This is a genomic window from Noviherbaspirillum album (assembly GCF_035916955.1).
In the GTDB taxonomy this organism is placed as follows: domain Bacteria; phylum Pseudomonadota; class Gammaproteobacteria; order Burkholderiales; family Burkholderiaceae_D; genus Noviherbaspirillum; species Noviherbaspirillum album.
Genome location: NZ_JAWIIV010000050.1, coordinates 1 through 18,311 on the forward strand (window position 1 = coordinate 1; position 18,311 = coordinate 18,311).

21 protein-coding genes and 1 pseudogene are annotated in these 18,311 nt (G+C 55.3%); 3 read left to right on the forward strand and 19 right to left on the reverse strand.

All coding sequences use genetic code 11. The features are described from left to right. A partial coding sequence (locus RY831_RS29685) for an integrase core domain-containing protein (RefSeq protein ID WP_326509943.1) occupies nt 1-473 on the forward strand: 473 nt, incomplete at its 5' end. Nucleotides 474-510: 37 nt separating this feature from the next. Next, a complete protein-coding gene (locus RY831_RS33445; protein ID WP_437126341.1) occupies nt 511-840 on the forward strand; it encodes a DUF6994 family protein in 330 nt (109 codons plus the stop codon). Nucleotides 841-1,036: 196 nt separating this feature from the next. On the opposite strand, the gene RY831_RS33300 is transcribed toward RY831_RS33445, so the two are convergent. The 18 genes and pseudogenes from RY831_RS33300 to RY831_RS29770 form a co-directional block, all read right to left on the reverse strand. Continuing rightward, nucleotides 1,037-1,369: a DUF4156 domain-containing protein gene (locus RY831_RS33300; RefSeq protein ID WP_367576109.1), complete on the reverse strand. Its 333-nt coding sequence runs from the start codon at nt 1,367-1,369 to the stop codon at nt 1,037-1,039. Nucleotides 1,370-1,640: 271 nt separating this feature from the next. Beyond that, nucleotides 1,641-1,790, reverse strand: a pseudogene (locus RY831_RS29690) (tyrosine-type recombinase/integrase); the annotation flags it as partial. 388 nt (nt 1,791-2,178) lie between these two features. Next, on the reverse strand, nt 2,179-3,090 hold the full coding sequence (locus RY831_RS29695) for a type II secretion system F family protein (protein ID WP_326509944.1): 912 nt from the start codon (nt 3,088-3,090) through the stop codon (nt 2,179-2,181). An 11-nt stretch (nt 3,091-3,101) separates the two neighbouring features. After that, nucleotides 3,102-4,094 (reverse strand): type II secretion system F family protein, encoded by a 993-nt coding sequence (locus tag RY831_RS29700; protein ID WP_326509945.1) that lies wholly within the window; start codon nt 4,092-4,094, stop codon nt 3,102-3,104. 8 nt (nt 4,095-4,102) lie between these two features. Then, a complete protein-coding gene (locus RY831_RS29705; protein WP_326509967.1) occupies nt 4,103-5,449 on the reverse strand; it encodes a TadA family conjugal transfer-associated ATPase in 1,347 nt (448 codons plus the stop codon). 77 nt (nt 5,450-5,526) lie between these two features. Next, the gene (locus RY831_RS29710) at nt 5,527-6,678 is read right to left on the reverse strand and encodes a CpaE/TadZ family protein (protein WP_326509946.1); all 1,152 of its coding nucleotides are present in this window, start codon (nt 6,676-6,678) and stop codon (nt 5,527-5,529) included. Between the two features lie 14 nt (nt 6,679-6,692). Continuing rightward, nucleotides 6,693-7,124 (reverse strand): TadE/TadG family type IV pilus assembly protein, encoded by a 432-nt coding sequence (locus tag RY831_RS29715; protein ID WP_326509947.1) that lies wholly within the window; start codon nt 7,122-7,124, stop codon nt 6,693-6,695. Then, complete coding sequence (locus RY831_RS29720) at nt 7,121-7,552, reverse strand: TadE/TadG family type IV pilus assembly protein (protein ID WP_326509948.1); 432 nt, start codon at nt 7,550-7,552, stop codon at nt 7,121-7,123. The genes RY831_RS29715 and RY831_RS29720 overlap by 4 nt, the downstream gene beginning before the upstream one ends. Nucleotides 7,553-7,560: 8 nt before the next feature. Next, nucleotides 7,561-8,826, reverse strand: a complete 1,266-nt coding sequence (locus tag RY831_RS29725; RefSeq protein ID WP_326509949.1) for a pilus assembly protein TadG-related protein — start codon at nt 8,824-8,826, stop codon at nt 7,561-7,563. A 58-nt stretch (nt 8,827-8,884) separates the two neighbouring features. Further along, the gene (locus RY831_RS29730) at nt 8,885-9,061 is read right to left on the reverse strand and encodes a Flp family type IVb pilin (RefSeq protein ID WP_326509950.1); all 177 of its coding nucleotides are present in this window, start codon (nt 9,059-9,061) and stop codon (nt 8,885-8,887) included. 134 nt (nt 9,062-9,195) lie between these two features. Then, the gene (locus tag RY831_RS29735) at nt 9,196-9,405 is read right to left on the reverse strand and encodes a Flp family type IVb pilin (RefSeq protein ID WP_326509951.1); all 210 of its coding nucleotides are present in this window, start codon (nt 9,403-9,405) and stop codon (nt 9,196-9,198) included. Between the two features lie 156 nt (nt 9,406-9,561). Continuing rightward, nucleotides 9,562-9,831 carry a hypothetical protein gene (locus tag RY831_RS29740; RefSeq protein ID WP_326509952.1) on the reverse strand — a complete coding sequence of 90 codons (270 nt, stop codon included), beginning with the start codon at nt 9,829-9,831 and terminating at the stop codon, nt 9,562-9,564. Between the two features lie 12 nt (nt 9,832-9,843). After that, nucleotides 9,844-11,376 carry a type II and III secretion system protein family protein gene (locus tag RY831_RS29745; RefSeq protein WP_326509953.1) on the reverse strand — a complete coding sequence of 511 codons (1,533 nt, stop codon included), beginning with the start codon at nt 11,374-11,376 and terminating at the stop codon, nt 9,844-9,846. A gap of 21 nt (nt 11,377-11,397) precedes the next feature. Next, nucleotides 11,398-12,243: a Flp pilus assembly protein CpaB gene (cpaB, locus tag RY831_RS29750; RefSeq protein WP_326509954.1), complete on the reverse strand. Its 846-nt coding sequence runs from the start codon at nt 12,241-12,243 to the stop codon at nt 11,398-11,400. A gap of 27 nt (nt 12,244-12,270) precedes the next feature. Beyond that, nucleotides 12,271-12,855: an A24 family peptidase gene (locus RY831_RS29755; RefSeq protein WP_326509955.1), complete on the reverse strand. Its 585-nt coding sequence runs from the start codon at nt 12,853-12,855 to the stop codon at nt 12,271-12,273. Nucleotides 12,856-12,862: 7 nt separating this feature from the next. Further along, the gene (locus RY831_RS29760) at nt 12,863-13,030 is read right to left on the reverse strand and encodes a hypothetical protein (RefSeq protein ID WP_326509956.1); all 168 of its coding nucleotides are present in this window, start codon (nt 13,028-13,030) and stop codon (nt 12,863-12,865) included. Nucleotides 13,031-13,615: 585 nt separating this feature from the next. After that, nucleotides 13,616-14,287 carry a response regulator gene (locus RY831_RS29765; protein ID WP_326509957.1) on the reverse strand — a complete coding sequence of 224 codons (672 nt, stop codon included), beginning with the start codon at nt 14,285-14,287 and terminating at the stop codon, nt 13,616-13,618. A gap of 19 nt (nt 14,288-14,306) precedes the next feature. Continuing rightward, nucleotides 14,307-15,107 carry a sensor histidine kinase gene (locus RY831_RS29770; RefSeq protein WP_326509958.1) on the reverse strand — a complete coding sequence of 267 codons (801 nt, stop codon included), beginning with the start codon at nt 15,105-15,107 and terminating at the stop codon, nt 14,307-14,309. Nucleotides 15,108-15,324: 217 nt separating this feature from the next. On the opposite strand from RY831_RS29770, the gene RY831_RS29775 reads away from it, so the two are divergent. Continuing rightward, nucleotides 15,325-16,578, forward strand: a complete 1,254-nt coding sequence (locus RY831_RS29775) for an IS256 family transposase (RefSeq protein WP_326509959.1) — start codon at nt 15,325-15,327, stop codon at nt 16,576-16,578. On the opposite strand, the gene RY831_RS29780 is transcribed toward RY831_RS29775, so the two are convergent. Next, entirely contained in the window at nt 16,507-17,382 is an 876-nt protein-coding gene (locus RY831_RS29780) for a hypothetical protein (RefSeq protein WP_326509960.1), read from the reverse strand. The two genes, RY831_RS29775 and RY831_RS29780, sit on opposite strands and share 72 nt — an antisense overlap. Between the last annotated feature and the right edge of the window lie 929 nt (nt 17,383-18,311).

Genomic DNA, 18,311 nt, shown 5'->3' on the forward strand with positions numbered 1-18,311 from the left:
ATGACTTCGTGCATGACCGGCTGGCCAATGGTGGAACGCTCAAGCTGTTGTGCGTGCTGGACGAGCATACGCGGGAATGTCTGGCCATCGAGGTTGGCAAGTCATTGCGGAACCAGGACGTGATTCTGACGCTGTCACGGTTGATGCGACTGTATGGCAAGCCCACCTTTATTCGGTCCGACAACGGTGCGGAGTTTACTGCTACCGCAGTGATGAAGTGGCTGCGAGATCAGAATGTTGGCCCAGCCTATATCAAGCCCGGGAGCCCTTGGCAGAACGGGTTTGTGGAAAGCTTTAACGGCAAGTTGCGCGATGAATGCCTGAACCGGGAATGGTTTGTGAGCCGTCGCGAAGCGAAGATTGTGATTGAGAAGTGGCGACAGTTCTATAACAACGAGCGACCGCATTCTGCGCTCGGCAATCAGACACCGGCCTCGGTAGGCCAGCAACGATGGCAAAATCAGAGTGCTTGAACTGGAAGACTAACCATAGCAGTGGCTACAAATTTCTATATCAGGTCAGGCGAGATACGCTAGCTTCTTTGATCTGTTTACAGACTTTCGAGGTTACGCTGAGTTCTTCCTGCTTCAGGATCTGGTGTCGGACGACTTCTCTGCCGTAGGCATAGCTTCACCCTTCGACGACTTCAAAGGGTCACCGATCCCGTCGAGTATTCGGGAGTACGACGAGTATAGGAATGCCGCAATTACATTCATTGAAGCGCGAAACCGGCGTATCAAGACATTTGTGTCAGATGAGTACTCCGCTCATGAACGCGCCGTGTATGTGTCCCATAACTCTGCCGCTGCATCGAACAAAGTCGAATCACCTTTCCCATAAGTTGAAGGTTTTCTTATGGGAGCCTTTCAGGTAGGGGCTAGCGGTTGTGCATCTAGTTTTCGGCAATAGATCCGGATTTGCAGAAGGTATGCAAAATACTGCGCCGGTCGAGACCGCCTAAAGTAGGAGGCAAGCATGAAAGCGAAGTGCTAAGCATGTTGGCTCGGTTATATGCGCCCAACATACACAGCGCGGGTCATGGGCAGTTGTATGCGTCAGCCTGATATGAGACTGTCCCAAGGAACCAGTTGCTGTCTTCCTTCGTAATCAGCATCGCGTTCGCGCCTAAGTTTGCTACTGCATTGCGTAAGTTGTTTTCGCCAATAGATCTCATTACAGTCGCATCCTTGCCCACGGAGAGAATTCGGTCATCGTACTGTGCAACTCTTACGAACTTGCAGCTACCCGCTTGTTGAGTGGTAATCGTACGAACTTGCGCTGCTTGGGCAGAAAGAGGCGGTGCGCTTGCGCATCCACTAAGACTGAACGATAAATTAGTTAGCAATATGACGCATATTATTCTCAACATCTTTTCCCCTCGTCTTGTAATTTTCTAATTGGTAAGAAATATTATCAGAGTGTCGACATTCACTATTGATACGCGTATGGTATGCACCAATATTTCTCAAAAGAAATCTTTAGACATTATGGCTGAAGCATTATGCACAAACGACTGAGCGGTGTGCTGAGGTCTTAAAGAGCAGGGTGCTTAGTAAGTTTGTAGTTCAATGATTGGTGGCATTTCCAACATCCGATGGAGTTGCAATGGAGAAAAGTTTTAACATTATGCGACGAATTCCCTACCAATTTATCCTATGTCCTCCTTCAGTGGCTCGATGACGATCGTCGTCAGTAGAGTGCAGATATATGCTGGTGGTTGCAATTGACTCATGTCCGAGGTTGTCCCGCACATAACGAAGGTCTATTGCACTATATGCCATATGCGAGCCAGTCGTATGCCGTACCTAATAAGCCGAAGCCTCCTTCACCCTCGCGACCATCCCTTTGTAAGACGGTCCGTAAGCATCCAAACGCGTGCCCGTTTATGTAACGACCACTGAAAACCTGCTCAGAATGCAATCTTGAACGTCGACGTTCAATGCTGGTGAGTAGTACTGCGGCACTGTCGAGGCTCACCTAAAACATGCCCGTCCCATCCGTAACGGACAACGTACGGAGTGTTACGGCAGGGAGAATCGTGAAAGGGTAGCCGCTGCTGGATTCAAAATCGATGCGAACTGTACGAGTATGCACAGCTTCGATCAGGTGCAGGCCGTCACTAAAGCCATGTTGTAAATTCTGATTCAAGTGTTATATATCTTTTGACTCCTCGGATTCTTAGACAGACCCTTTTCCAATCATCGGCAAGATTGTCCTGATGACTTGAATGGCAGCAGGTCCCATGATAACCATGATGATTGAGGGGAAAATGCAAACGACAAGCGGAAATAGCAGCTTTGTCGGTATCTTGGCTGCCGCTTCCTCCGCGCGTGTCTGCCGCTTGTGCCGCAAGTCGTCGGAGAATACCCGGAGCGATTCTCCAATGCTGGTACCGAATTTGTCAGCCTGCGTAAGCATCGTGGCGAATGTGCTGATTTCTTCGATTCCAGTGCGCTGCGCAAGGTTGCGCAATGATTTTTCCCGGGTGCCCCCGGCACGCATTTCAAGATTGGCTAGCTGAAGCTCTTCCGCTAACGCAGGACTTTTTATTTTCATTTCTTCGGCCACCTTGGTAAGACCGGCATCAAGCCCGAAGCCTGCTTCCACACAGACCAGCATCAGGTCCGCAGCATCCGGAAAGTTCTCGAAGATTTCTCGCTTGCGCCTCCTGATGCGCAAGAACAGGTATAGGTTGGGAAGGTAGCAGCCCAGCAGCGCCGCCAGCATTACCCACATGATGAAAGTCATTCCTCCAAACTGGCTGCTTGCTCGCAGAACGAAGAATGTTGCCGCAGCGAACAGCAGTGGCAGCAGGGTCTTGACGCCGAAATAGATCAAGTGGGCGTCGGAATTGCGGATGCCGGCATTGACGAAGCTAATCCTGAGCCGAGACCTGTCCCAATCTTCCGACGGAGCGGAGAGCTTCGCAAATGGACCGGCAATGCTGACAGCGGTTTTTATCCAGTTGGATTTCGCTGCAGGGTCCGACAGGGCTTGAAGCCGCTGCTGAGCTTTGCTTGGTGTCGCGAGCAGGATCAGTCCCGCCAGGCCCAAGGTAACCGAAATGAAGATCAATGCGGGAAGAATCATATTGTCGCCTCCTAAACCCGGATTTTGATGATTTTTCTTAAGATGAAAACGCCGACTGCCATCAGTATGAGCATGTACTTGATGATGGCTACGCCGATCGGATCGGTCCACAACAGGGACATGAACTGCGGATTCACAAAGTTCATGACGGCCGCGAGGCCGAACGGCATCAGGCCGAGAACCCATGCCGAAAGCCGGCCTTCGGAAGACAGTACGCGGACTTTCGCAAACAATTTCATGCGGTCGCGAATCAGGCGACTCAGGTTCCCGAGCACTTCGGTCAGGTTGCCGCCGGATTCACGTTGTATCAGTACAGCCACGACGAAGTAGCGGAGGTCCGTGCTTGCAACGCGTTCGCTCAGATTCATTAGCGCCTGCTGCAGCGAGACGCCGAAGTTGATCTCGTCGTGGACCTGCCTGAATTCGCCCGCAATCGGGTCCGGCATTTCGTCGCCCAGCATCTGCAAACCGGAGGAAAAGGCGTGGCCCGAACGCAAGGCACGAACCAACAGGTCAATTGCGTCGGGTAGCTGCTGCTCGATTTTCTTCAGACGTAGGCTGCGCTTGCGGACGACGTACAGAATTGGCGTAGCGGATACCGGCAGTGCGGCCAGTATCGAAAACATCATCGACTGATAAGCGAACGACACCAACATAAAGTAGGTGGAAATACCGATTGCAGTACAGCTGAGCAGGAGCTTTGATACTGTCCATGTCAGTCCGGCTTGATGGATGAAACTCTCCAGGCCTTGTGCACTGGCCATAACCGACAGTGCCCGTTGCAGCGCCGGAACATCGCTCAGCGCCTGCTTCTTCAGTAAGGCCGTCGCTTGAGGTCGCTGTGCCGCCGGAGACAGCGCATTCAGGCGAAGCTCCACCTTCTTTGCTCGCGCTCCTCTGTGCGCCTTCCACAGCAGGTACACGCCCTCCAGCAGCAGAAGCACTGCGAGGAAAACCAGCACCGACATGATTAGAAATGAATTGCTTCCGAGGGATTCCAGCATGATGGTCCTTATTGATAATGCTTCGTCGGGTCGAACATGGATTCTGGAAGAACAACGCCAAACGAACGCAATCGGTCAGTGAACTTTGGACGAATGCCGGTAGCATGGAAATGGCCCTGCACCGAACCGTCGCTGCCTATGCCGGTCTGCCTGAACGCAAAAATCTCCTGCATCGTGATGATGTCCCCTTCCGTTCCAGTAATCTCCTGAATGCTGGTAATTTTTCTTTTTCCATCAGGTAGACGTAGCGCCTGGATCACTACCGTGATTGCGGAAGCGATCTGCTGCCGTGCCGCCCGGTGCGGGAGATTTAGGTTGGCCATGCCGATCATGTTTTCCAGCCGAGCAAGGGCGTCACGCGGCGTGTTGGCATGAATGGTGGTCAGCGAGCCCTCGTGGCCGGTATTCATTGCCTGCAGCATGTCTACTGCCTCTGCCCCCCTTACCTCGCCGATGACGATCCGGTCGGGCCGCATCCGAAGCGCATTCCTCACGAGAGCGCGCTGAGTTACTTCTCCGGAACCTTCTATGTTCATCGGCCGGGTCTCCAAGCGAACGACATGGGGCTGCTGAAGCTGCAGTTCAGCTGCGTCCTCAATGGTGACGATGCGTTCCGATTCGGGAATGAAGCCCGACAGGATGTTAAGCAAGGTGGTCTTGCCGGCACCGGTGCCGCCGGAAATCAGCATGTTGACTTTTGCCTTGCACAGGCCTTCCAGCATGCTTCCCATCTCCGGCGTGAGGCTCTTGAGGTCATTGATCAGGTTTTCCATCCGTAACGGGATCTTGGCGAAGCGGCGTATCGACATCATTGGGCCGTCCAGTGCAATTGGAGGTATCACCGCATTAACCCGCGAGCCGTCGGGAAGGCGCGCATCTACCATCGGACTTGATTCATCGATCCGGCGGCCAACCAGCGACACAATCTTGTCGATGATCCGCATCAGGTGCTTATCGTCGGTAAACGTAACATTCGTGAGTTCGAGCTTGCCCTTGCGCTCGACATAGATCTGATCACAAGAATTGACCAGAATGTCGGAAACGGCCGGATCGGCCATCAAAAGCTCCAGCGGGCCGAAGCCCAGCATCTCATGCTGGATATCCCGTATCAGCAAGCGCCGCTCGGTATCATTGATGGCAGCTTGTTCATCCTGAAGAAGTCGCTCCGCGAGATGGGCAATCTCCTGGCGCAACGCTTGCGGAGACAGCGTTTCAAGCGCGGTCAGGTCGAACTTTTCCAGCATCTTCATATGGATGCGGCTTTTCAAAGTCTTGTATGCATCGTTGGCTCCCCGCCGCTCGGGGTGGCCGGCCGATTCGACAGCAACGGCATTCAGTTTTTCGCGAAAAGACATGATGTGCTTGCTCCATGACGTTGAATCGTATTCAAAGTGACGACAAGCGGCAGCGGCCCGCCGCGCCGCAGCCTGGGTCAGGCGCGCCTTAGCAGCTTGCCGAAGAAGCCGCGCGTCGCTTCCTGCCGGGGATTGAGTGCATTCGTGAAATCCGACAGGATGCGTGAAACCGTATTCGATCTCGCCACCTTGATCAGCGGGTCCCCCTGGTTGATCGAGGCGATTACATCTTTGTATGAATTTGGAACGGTGTGTATGCAAGCAGAACCAACTAAGCGGCGGATGTCCTCGATCCCGATCTCGGAACGTTTCTCGAACCGGTTCACAATGAGCTCGGTCTTTTCCTTCGGATATCCCAAGGCAGTAAAAATATCCATCAGTTTCTTGGCGTTGCGCACGTAGGGCAGGCCTGCCTGCAGGACCGGAAAAACCCGATACGCATGGTCGAGCGCCCTGATCGACACCGGGTCGATTGCGCGTGCCATGTCGATCACGACGAAATCGTACTGGGCGGCCGCAAGGTTAAGGATGGAATCGATATGCGCCGGCTTTACCTTGACGGCATCCGACGGGTCTTCGGGAGCCGCAAGGACACTGTAGTTATCGGTGATCCGGACGGTGCAGGCAGCAAGGAACGAGGCATCCAGCCTGCGAATGTCCTGCGCGATATTGGCGATAGTGGACAGCGGCGTGCCGTCGTGCAGAAAAGAGAGGGCATCGCCAAATTGAAGGTTAAGGTCAATCAACAGGACTTTTCGCGTTTCGGCCAACTGATAGCCCAGGTTGGTTGCGAGGAAAGTCGCGCCGCTTCCACCCTTGCAGGACATGAATGCCAATATCTTGGCCGCACTTTTGGACTGCCCGCCGGTCAGTTTTGCCGCAACCCTGCTGACCGCCGTCATCAGCGCCACGGGCGCGACGAGCAACGGAAGGACTTCACGCACGCCGGCGCGCATTGCCTCGAGCAGGAATGCCGGCGTCTGGTTCGCCGACAGCAGGATGACGGCCATTCCTGGATACTGCATTGTGATGTATTCCACCTGGCTAAGCACTTCCGTACAGGGGTGCTGTACTTCGATAAGGAGCAGATCGGGCTGTTCCTGCTCCGCGATTGCCCTTATTCTGCCGTTACTGCCTTCGACGGCAATAATGGAATGGGACTCGGCTTCCAATGTTCGGGCTGCATCCAGCAGACCGTCCTTGTTAGAAGAAATCAATGCAATTTTCATTTTTCATCCTGTGATTAGGAGCAGATCTCGCCGCTGTTGGGATCCTGTCCCATGACCTCCCTCGGCAGATAGGTGGAGAACGTCGGCATGGGAATCGCCGCCAGCGCATTTATTCCTGCGATCGGCGAAATCCATTGGTAGTTGAGGCTGGTAATCTGGACCGTCACGCCCTCGCAGTTGGAAAAATTGCATCCGGCAGGTTCCCACACCAACGTGATGTCGGAAATCTGCGGCAGCACGCGTTGCATTCGGGCGAGAACTGCGGCTTCGTTGAAAGTGTTGTCGCAGACGACGGCGTAGCGTGCCCCCATCCGTGCCGCTTCGTTTGCCGCACTCCAGGTAAAGAGCATGCGGCTGAAGTCGGTAATGCCCAGCAGGAACGTCAGGAAGACGATGAGAGAGAGCGCGAACTCGATGACGGTCGCGCCGGTTTGTCTTTTTTTCATGGTCCGGGTGCCCGCATCGTTGCGCTGATGTCACTGAAGTTGAAGTTCCCGAAATTAACCCCGATCACGCTCGCGAACAGCGGGCGGAAGGTGTAGCCCTGCACCGTAATGCTGACGGTATTGATGACCGGATTGCTTCCAACCACCTGCCACGTCGGATTAGCCACATGCGTTAAATTCAGCCCGAGGGCGAGCGGCGTCCCGGTTCCTGCCGTATTGCCGAAGACTACGAGGTTGCGCGCCTCGGTCATGCGGGTGCCCGGCGTTTGCACTGAAAGATACCGCACCGCATCGCGCATCGACTTGGCGATGGTGTTGTACTGGTAGACCGCCCGCCCGAACTCCGTCGTGATGAAGGTCAGCAGCAGCAGAAGCGGCAGGATCAGCGCCAGTTCGACCAGCGCGGCGCCGCGGTGATGATGAGTCATGGCATACCTCATTGGACAAGCACCGGAACAAGGGGGCCTGCCGATCCGCCTGGCAGGCCATTGGTTGTGCAGGGGCTGTTCGCCTCGCCTGCATTCCCCAAAAATTCGAGCTGCACGTCGGTCATCGGGATGCTGAGCGGCTGCAGCATCAGCATGCAGGCGTAGTCGATCACCTGGGATGAATCGTTGATGACAGGAACCACGGCTATCCGGCGATTGCTGCCGTACTGCCTGTGGCCGCCCGCCGCGTTGCCCGGCGCCGCAAGGCGCTGGAAGCTGTTCAGGCTGAGACCGGTAATGGTTTCGCAGCTGTTTGCGCCCCGCACCCGCGTGCCGGTATCCGCGCAGGAGGCATATTGCTGCCGCTTGCTGACGAAGTTTGCAGCGGTCGAATGGGCTCCTGCCGGCGTCGGTCCATCATAGGCATTGCGACCGCTCGGCCAGTTTGCCAATGTGTAGGAATAACCGGTGAAGTCGGGCCTGTTCACGGCGGGATCCCCAGCATTCCTGTAGATGCCGAAACGGTAGTTCCACACGTCGGCAACCGATGTCTGTACGCCGGGTGTGCCCAACTCGTCCCCGACCTCGGTTCCGCAGGAGCCCTCCAGTTCCGCTTCGGTTTGCGATGCGTTGTTGGAGCCGTCGAGGTTGGCCCAGCCGATCTCGCCGCCGGCGGATGCGTTCTGCGCCATGATGAGTGTCACCCAGTCGCCGCGGATGAAACCATAGTTCGGCGCCGTTCCGCCAGGCTTTGGCTTGAGCGCAACAGGGATCGGGCAGGTGGTCTGCGCGCTGGCGCGAGTGGCTACGGCCAGCGCCAGGACATTCTGCGTATTTGGATAAGTCGCCGGTGCGCCCGAAAATGCTCCCATCGCCTGTAGCAGCCACATCTGCACGCCGGTATGCGTGTGTTGGCATTGTACATAGACCGCATCCGCAGGAGTCGTCGTGTCGTCGTAGCCTGCATTCTTGAAGGTGATATCCGGATCGCTGATCTGGCCGCGGTTTCGCCAATCGGCAGACTGCAGGTCGACGCGATTCAGATTTCCGGCCGCAATGCCGGCACTACGTGCACGAGTTAAAGAATCCGGCGCCCTGTTCAGCTCCTGAGCAGCTGCAAGTGCGCAGCTATCCATGGCCGTCTGCAGTTCCGTTTTCACGATGAACAGGCGCCCGAAATCCAGGGCAATACCCATGAACCCCATCAGGAAAAGGAGGACCATGGCGGAGGTGACAATGGTGACCCCCTGCTGCCTATGAGTAGTTGGTCTCATGTCATTGCCTCTGTGTCGACATGATTGGATGAAGGTGCAATTTCATGACAAGCATGCTTCAGACGCATACTGCAGTCGTGAGGCAGGCTGAGGCCCGCTCAATGAAGCTGCCGAAGTTGTTGGCAATCGTAATTGCATCAAGCGCCAGCACCAGGGCAATCGAAATCACGGCGATGATCAACGCATATTCGACGACCTGAGCACCGTCTTCTTTCTGCAGGAATCGGAATGACATGGCAACGTCCTCGATAAATTGGTGCGCGCAATTAGAAGCGCCGATATACAGATTGCGCGCATCGATTGTTACAATGGCGGATGCGCGCTTCCGAAAAATTGCGCACCCGCCCATGCGACAAGGATAAAACCCAATTAGACGCAGTTTGCCGTCGTCAGGCAGGTTGTCACGCGGGTAATGAACGTTGCGAAGCCGCCGCCTGCATCGGTCAGTGCCTGCAATGCGATGACCAAAGCGATCGAAACGACGGCGATGATGAGTGCGTATTCGACGACCTGCGCGCCTTCCTCGTCTTTCATGAAGGAGCGGACGGAATTGTTGAGTTTGGCGATCATGTTGTTCATGGTTTTCCTTCTGGCGTAAGTTGTGGATAAATAACTGCTTCTACTGCTGGCTACTTCTTGTGTTACTACTGCGGCTCTACAAAAGCGACTGCATGCTGACCGGCTTGCACGAAGCTCCTCGCTACCTTCCGGGCAGTTTGAAACAGCGTGGCTGCACTACCTGCCACGCCCGATGCTTCCGCCGATATTGATCACATTGGTGACCGGCGGCGGTTCCTTGAACGTGCCTTGGTAGCGGATAACGGCTTCCCTCGCAGATTTGCCATCCATGCCGGCAACCTGGTCGGGATCATTGCCGGCATCCGGATTGATCGTCATTTTCATGCGCGCCTGGCGCACCGCGTCGCCGAACTTGGCGTCATAGTTGGGTGTGGTCGAGCATCCGCCCAGCATGGCAATGAGTAGGATTACAGTGGTCTTCTTCATGTCCTTCTCCGATTACTTGCTCTGAGAAATTCCGTCAGGTTGGGTTGCCTTGGCCTCGCTTTCGCCCTCGGCTTTTCCAAGGAAAAGGACTTCCGCAGGATTGGGCACGACGTGGTTGTCGGTCGGCAGGACGACATCCGAGGTGATGGGCTTGACGAGTCGCGGCGTCACTACGAAAACCAGCTCCGTCTTGTCGTTCTGAAACTCGGTCGACCGGAACAGTGCTCCGAGGATTGGCACCTCGCCCACGCCCGGGAAGCGGCTGATGGTTTCCGAGACGTTATTCTTGATTAATCCTGCGACCACGAAGCTCTGTCCATCGTTGAGCTGTACCGTCGTATCCGCGCGCCGCGTCGCCATGGAGGGTAGCACCGCGGTGAAGCCGTTAAGGCTGGTGAATGGCGATCCGGTTTGTGACAGTTCGGAAACCTCCGAAGTCAGCTTGAGGTTGATCCGCGTATCGCCCAGCACGGTCGGCATGAACTTCAGGCCGACGCCGAATTCCTTTTCTTCCAGCGTGATCGTCTGGCCGCCGGCCATGGTGTTCTGTGCAACCGGAATAAAGATCTTGCCTCCGGACAGAAAGCTCGCCTGTTGGCCGCTGATGGCCATGATGTTCGGCTCGGCCAGCACGCGTACGAGACCATCCTTTTTTTCCGCATCCATGCCAAGCAGCGAGGCATCGTTGACACCGCTGATCTGGGCGTCGAAGGGACGGCTTCTTTCGAGCTCCCATGTCAGGCCCGGCTTGTAGCGTTCGATTACTGCCGGGCCGCCGCCGACGATGCCGGAGATGATCCTGGAGCGTCCAGTTGAGCTGGAAAGGCGGGTAAAATCAAGACCGAATCTATCGAGAAGTGTCTTGCTAACTTCGGCAATCTTCACTTCCAGCATCACCTGCTGCGGTGCGGCGACGCGCAGCATGTTGACTATCTTCTTGCCGTCGCCGTACGAAGTAGCGAGGCTCATCACCTGGTCCAGAACCACCGCATTAGCAACCTCGCCTGTCAGGACAAGTGCGTTCTCGGCACCACGGATCTTGATGCCGGTTGCTTCGGGCAACAACTCGGCCAGTTTCGACTGAAGCGTGTTAGGGTCGAGCGTCACAACTACGTCCTTGATTGCACACCTGCCATCCGACCCTTGCAGAACAAGATTCATCGATCCCGATTTTTTTCCGAGGACAAACAGGTCGGTCGGACTGAGCAGCGTGATATTCACATCGGCGACGCCATCCGGCGACGCTTGTTGCGAAGCGGATGCGGACTTGCTGTCCTTGTCATCCTTGTCGGCGTCCACCGGGCTGCCTGCGCGGCTGCTGGACAGTCCGCCGACGACCATCCGGACTGCAGGAAAATCCAGCTTGACGACGGTCGATTTCCCGAGCGTGACGGAAGTCGGCTGATCCACTGAAACTGACGAGCATGGCTTCAATCCTCCGGCTGGAGCTGCCGTCTGTCTTGTCGACGTGGGGCTGGCGGCATACGCATGGCTGATGACTGCCAGTGCGGCGGCGACCGCGATGCTTGAATATCGCTTGTTCACTTTGAACGCTCCTGAAGACGGTTATTGTTGGAAGCAGTTGAGTGACCGCGTACCATGCTGGATGACTTCGACGCATTGCGCCGGCTGTGGCTTGGGCGGGCTCGCAGGCTGGGTTCTTGCCTTCTGGACTATCTGCACAACTTTCGCCGGCATGGGATCTTTTTCGCCGAAGAGCTCTTTCTTCGTTACTCCACTCGTGGCGACCGGGGCTCTGTCCACTTGATTGCGCAGTACGAGCGAGAGGGTGCCGACGCTACGCGCAAGGTCGAGCTTTTCGGCGTCTTCCGGAGCCAGTTCCAGGGTGACTGCGCTGACCACCTTCGGCGTGGTGGCATCACGGCCGGCTTCCTGCGCGACTGCCAGCACTAGGACCTGTTCGAGCACGGTCTTGCTGATCTGCTTGGTGTCCTCGCTGCGGCCTTCCTTGTCGCGCTGCGTATTAAGCACCACATCCACATAATTGCCCGGAAGGGCGAACCCTGCGACTCCCACCACATCGTTCACGCGGACAGTCATGGCACGTTTGCCTTCGGCGATGACTGCCGACAGGCCGCCCCGTGTTCCTACCGGCGCGAGCTTGCCGTCAAGGATCGCCTCTCCGCGAAGCAGGCTGACCTTGGCGACGCGTTCCTCCAGTTCCTTGATATCCCGGAAGGCGCCGTCGGGGATCGAGCCGCTCGGCCAGTCCACGGTCGTCAGCATTTGCTGGTTGATCCTGCTGCCGAGCTGGATATCGACAGCGGCGACTACTACCTTGTTGGAAGGGATATTCCCGTGTCTCGAGACCCAGCCTGCCGCATACACGGCTGCAGCCAGGCCGGCCATCACTGCCAGCAGCAGCAATCCGATTGCTTTGATGTTTTTCATTTTCCGCCCCGAGTTGCTGTTATTGATTCAGATGAATCCGAAATGCCTTGCTACGACATACCCTGCGGTCCCGACAAAGATGCTGACGCCGTATGGCAGTTTTCCGACAGACTTTTTCCGCGCGTCGATGCTTCCTGCACCCACTCCTGTCGCGGCCGAAACAATCATCATTTCGGCAGTGGTTCTAATATTGCCCATCATCTGGCGGAACACTCTGCGATGCACGGCGAAGAGAATTGCCGCGACGCCGCCGGCAATGAAAGTGGAGACCGCTGCGGAAAAGACATCGGTCGTGCCGAGGAAGGCACCTGCCATGGCCATCAGCTTGACGTCGCCTGCGCCCATGACACGCATCGCATACAAAGGCAGCATGATGAGGAGGCCTACAGTCAATCCGCCGATTGCCCACAGAAACCCATGACCGGGACTGAACGGGACCGCCACGCTGTAGGCGAGAGCGAACGCGGTCCCGCCGAACGTCAGCCAGTTGGGAATGCGGTAGGTGCGGATATCGATGCATGCCCCTATCGCAAGCAGCGCAATCATCAGTCCGGTGCGGGGTTCCAGCACGAGTAACGCGAGAAGTTCAGAAATTGCATAAAATTCTTGCATCTTGCTCTCATCCCCGGGTTCGTTGAAGTGATGCAGACTCCAATATGGCCAGCAATGCAAGTGCGCCTATCACGATCACCAGCAGACCGACCAGTGCAGCTTCCAGCAGGGTCGCACCGTCTTCCTTGCATAGGAAGACGGCAATCCAGCTGATCCAGGGATCGGATATATGCATGCTGTGCTCCAATGGCAAATGGGTTTGCTTATCATCGACCGCCTTATGTCGCCGATCGCTGATGCCTGAAGTCATTCTAGAAAACCGTTGTCGCACATGCATGAGCCATACCGACTGAAATGCACATGACAAAGCGCGTATTTTTTTAGTCAAGCCATGACATTCCGACTACATAGAAAAATGAAACATCAATGGCAGCGAAGCTTCGGCTGAAAGCACGTGTATCGACGTGACAGGTCGAAGAAAGGAGAAGGTGCCTGTATAAAAGGCTTGTTGACCGAACTGCAGAACGTATGCGGTTACTAGCTTCCAAGCGCAGCTTGGGCTGGCTGAACGCGATACCTCATGGGGGATATTTCAGAGCCTATTGAGAGTGCAGAGTACCACTTAAGATCATGCGTAGTCGATGATCTGTAAGTCATTAAGAGAGCTTTTGCCAAGCGGAGTAATTCTCAGCGCAATCGATGGATATCCTTTAAAACTTAAAATGTGGCATTCACTTAGCGATACAAGCCCTGATCAGCATCAGCCTCGGCGGAAAATGGGCAGGCAATATCCCGTTGAGTGCTCATCAGCGATGTCGCCCTAGATACCGAGCTTGTGCTTGCATGCATAAACATAGAGTTCGAGTCGATTGGCAACATTGAGCTTGCAGTAGATCGACGTCAGGTGATTGCGCAGCGTGTGCTCCGACACGAACAGCTCCTTGGCCAACTCCCTGTTGTGCAGGCCGCCGCACTGGACCAGGGTGCCGATGACCTTGAGTTCTTTCTGCGTCAGCGCTGCGTGCGCGTCATTTTTCTCCGGCTTCTTCTGCGGGCTTCCCAGCATTTGTCCAAATACCCGACCCAGCGTTTCCCTGTCAAGCCATAGTTCGCCGTCATGCACCTTTTCAATTGCCTTGAGTACCAGTTCTGCATTGGCATCCTTGCGCAGGATGCCACGCGCGCCGCGTGCAACGGCCATGTCGAGCAGATCTCGGTCGCGTACGCCGGTCAGTGCGATGACACGGGCACTGTTTCGTTGCAGAATTGCCGGGAGAATGTCAATGGAACTTTCACCGTTCAAATCGAGATCGAGCAGAATGATGTCAACATTCGCTTGTTGGCAACTAGAAAGCACCTCGTCGCAGCTCGATGCAGTTGCCACGATCTGCATTCTGCGGAGCGACGACTCGATAAGCTTCGTCAATCCCCACAGCATAGTCTGGTGGTCATCGACCAGCATGACGCGGATTGCAGATGCATTGTCGGACATAATCCCCTCCCATTCCGTTTCAGAACGGTATATCAACGCTTACGGCCGTACGGCCCCGATCGTCAATGCCTACTTCGACCCTTCCACCTAATGCCTGCACGCGCTGCGTGATTGAGCGCGGCGTGAATTCCCCCGGCGGATCCTCGGCGGCGTCATTGATGATCCTGATCTTTAGTGCATCCCCGATTTGTTCAACCGAGACTTCTCCGCACTGCGCCAGCGTGTGGCGACAGATATTGCTCAATCCCTCCTGCACGATCTGGGTAACTTGCCCCATCATGCGGTCGCTGAGTGCGACATCGCTGACATCAAGCTTCACCTCAAGTCCGTACAGCCGCCTGAGCTGCACGATCTTGCGCTGCAGACTTTCAAGCAGCAGCGGCCGCAAGGGCGGCTGATGTTGTGCAACCGTCGAGGCAAAGTGGCGCAGTTCGGTGATCACCTCGTCCGTGACCCCGATGAGAGAATCGATGTCCGGAATCAGCGGATTCTCGCGATCGGCCTTACGGCGCAGCGCATTGAGTCCAAGGCGGATGCCCATGTAGGGCTGGATTGCACTATCGTGCAGATCGAGCGCCACGCGCTTTCTTTCTTCGCAGGCGGCCTGCGATGCAAGCTGGTCGAGCAACTCGATGGTTTCCACCGCAGGAAACGCTTGGGCCACGATCTGACTGAGAAATTCAGCATCGTCCCGTCTTAACTGATCCGGCACATCGATCAGAAACAAGCGTCCTTTCCGGACATGTAACTTGACCGGAAGACTGATGAAGCTTTTCGCGTCGAGTAGTGCCGCGATGCGCGAGTGAGCGATCGTTTCCAAGGGCGCCCAGCGCAATGTCTTGAGATCGCATTGTTCTCCTCGTGGCCGCCATGGAACGAGCGGGCTGGGTGCGTAACGGACCAGTTTTCCCGGTTGCAGGTCGAGAAGGGACGCAATGAGTTATCGTCAGAAGTTGTGTATGACGTGAGGGAGTGAGGCGGCGTATTCTTGATGGTTCTTCCGGAATCATCAACCTCTTACAAGGAAAGAATACGCCTTGAAGCAAGATAACGTAATCGGACTCAAGAGTCCAGGGGTGCCCTCGGCAGCAACCGATGCGCTGACGGATCTGTTGCGGGACGGCGCCCGGCAGATGCTGGCCGCCGCCATCGAAGCCGAAGTCCAGGAGTTCCTGGCTCGACATCAGGGACTGCAAGATGAACAGGGCCGGCAACGCCTGGTCCGCAATGGCTACCTGCCGCAACGAACGATCCAGACTGGACTGGGCGATATTGAAGTCAAGGCGCCACGAGTGCGGGACCGGGCGAAACAGATCAGGTTCAGCTCGGCGATATTGCCTCCCTATCTGCGTCGTACCAAGACCATTGAAGAGCTGCTGCCGTGGCTGTATCTCAAAGGCATATCGACTGGGGACTTTAGCGAAGCCATGACATCGCTACTGGGGCGTGATGCGTCGGGTTTGTCGCCCTCGACGATCAGCCGCCTCAAGGACAGTTGGAAGGACGAACATGGCCGCTGGTGCAAACGCAGTCTGGCCAACAAGCACTATGTCTACCTGTGGGTCGATGGCGTGCATTTCGGTGTACGCCTGGAAGATGCCAGCCAGTGCATGCTGGTGGTCATTGGCGCCACCGCCGAGGGCAAGAAGGAACTGGTTGCCATTGGTGACGGCTATCGGGAATCGGAAGCCTCATGGAAGGAAGTGCTGCTGGACCTGAAGGCGCGCGGCCTGAAGGTTGATCCGAAGTTGGCGATTGGCGATGGCGCCCTGGGTTTCTGGAAAGCGTTGCCGCAAGTATTTGGCCATACCCGAGGCCAGCGCTGCTGGGTCCACAAGACGGCCAACGTGTTGAACAAGCTGCCCAAGAGTCAGCAACCCAAGGCCAAAGCCGCACTGCAGGACATCTGGATGGCAGCCAGTCGGGAAGACGCGCATCGGGCGTTTGACAGCTTCATCGTCAACTACGAAGCAAAATATCCGAAAGCAGTACAGACGTTGGTGAAAGACCGAGACGCCATGCTGGCCTTTTACGACTTTCCAGCTGAGCACTGGGTTCACATTCGAACAAGCAATCCGATTGAATCGACGTTTGCCACGGTGCGGCTGCGTACGGCAAAGACGCGAGGCTGTGTGTCACGCCAGAGCATGCTGGCCATGGTCTTCATGCTGGCAAAGAGTGCCGAGCGCGGCTGGCGCAAACTCAAAGGAGCACAACGTCTAGCAGAGGTCATTGCCGGCGTTGAGTTCAAAGACGGAGTGCCGGAAGACGCCAAGAAAATCGCCGCTTGACCCAAGAATATCATCCACAACAATTGACATTAACTCGGACGCAATCGCATCCCTCTGCACCGTCCTGAGGCCGGATCCCGCTTTCTTTCGGCTCGCCTTGTGCACGGTTACGGACGTTCCGTCGCAGTGTTCAAGCAGCAGAATGCAACGCCGGGCGCGGTAGAAACGGCATATCTGCCAGAGGATGGATTGCAAAGTACGTTCGGCTCCGAAACGTGGATTAGATATCTGACTGACGTCACGCAGCAGTTCCAGCCGTCGTTTCAGCTGGATTTTTGCCTCTCCCCAATAAGCACTGAGATAACCGAGCGAAAGCAGAAATGCCAGCCGCATCAGCAGGCGCGGCAAGTCGGAGCCGACCAGCAGGTGTGCCACCGTCAACAAGCCAGCAGAGACGATGGTCAGTAGCGCACCTTGCTCAAAGCCGCGACTGAAGGATCCTGCAAGCACGGGAAATAGGAATGCCAAAAAAAAGAGGCTGCTAGCGCCCCCGGTGAGACTGACAAGCAGCGCGAGCCAAACGACATCAACCCATACCATGCCGCCGGCCAGCCTCGAGTGAAGGGACTGCTTGGTCAACACTAACCCGAGAACGGAGTAAGTTAAATAGAATAAGCAGACAATCGCTGCGAGGTTTTTGCCATGTGACAGTACTTCTATTGAATACACAGAGGTAAGCAAGGCCGCCGCCAGCGCAACCCGGATCGATCCGATCACGGTTGCGTCATTTGTTTCAAAGCGCGGTCCTTCCGCCATAAATGCATGATCAGAAAGCGAGAGTTCTTTTATTGAATGGCCTTCCATTCGAGGCATCTGCCGCATGATGCGTTACCCCATTCAAGTAGATCGAAGTTCCTAATTTTTCTCAACGAGAATTTATGGTAATTTTGCTGGAATGCATGTGCTTGATGCATATCAGTGGTTGGAAATGAAATTGGAACCGGAAGTTAAAAAGCGGATCGCTTTCTGTCCGCCAATGGACCAATTCTGAGAAAAGTTTTAGTAAGGCAAATTTTGGAACGTCAGCACTAAAATGGGGAGTGTTTTTTGACGTGATGGTAATGAATAATATTGGTTTGATCTGTTAAGGCTCCTTTTACCCTGAAGCATTATGCACAATACGAGCGGAGCGGCGTGCTAAGGTCTGACGGAGCAGGGTGCTTAGTAAATATGTAGTTCAATGATGGGTGACATTTCCAACATCCGATGAATTGCATAAGGGAAACTTTTAACATTATGCGACTTTACGTGATGGAGAAATCTATGGAGGAAGCGTTACGCGCATGAGTCAGAAGCTTAACGATCCGACGTACCCGATGCCTGCCTGAGCAATACGCTACAAACCGAAGTTGAACATACCCGCCTTTGCGAAGAGATTGATCGCCCGTCATGGCACCCAGGGATACACCCATACCGTTTGACGCCGATAACTCGCCCGGCAGCTGTATGCCTGCCGCTCGCAACGATTGGCGCAATGGTGACGCAGATTCCATGTCGGCACGGACCACAACAGAGTCCACCTCAGATGCCGGATATACGACTGCAGGCTCCTCCCTCATGTCATTCCTGTCGATCAGTCCCTTGTACTTTGGAGGGAGTCCATATACGTTGGTTAGACTGCCGTTTAACGAGCGCATACTTAACAGGTCGGCAGTATTCATGAACCAATCTTCGATGTACTTGATGCGGCGGGAAGCAATACGCTAAACGATACGGCAGAATAGTTGATTTAA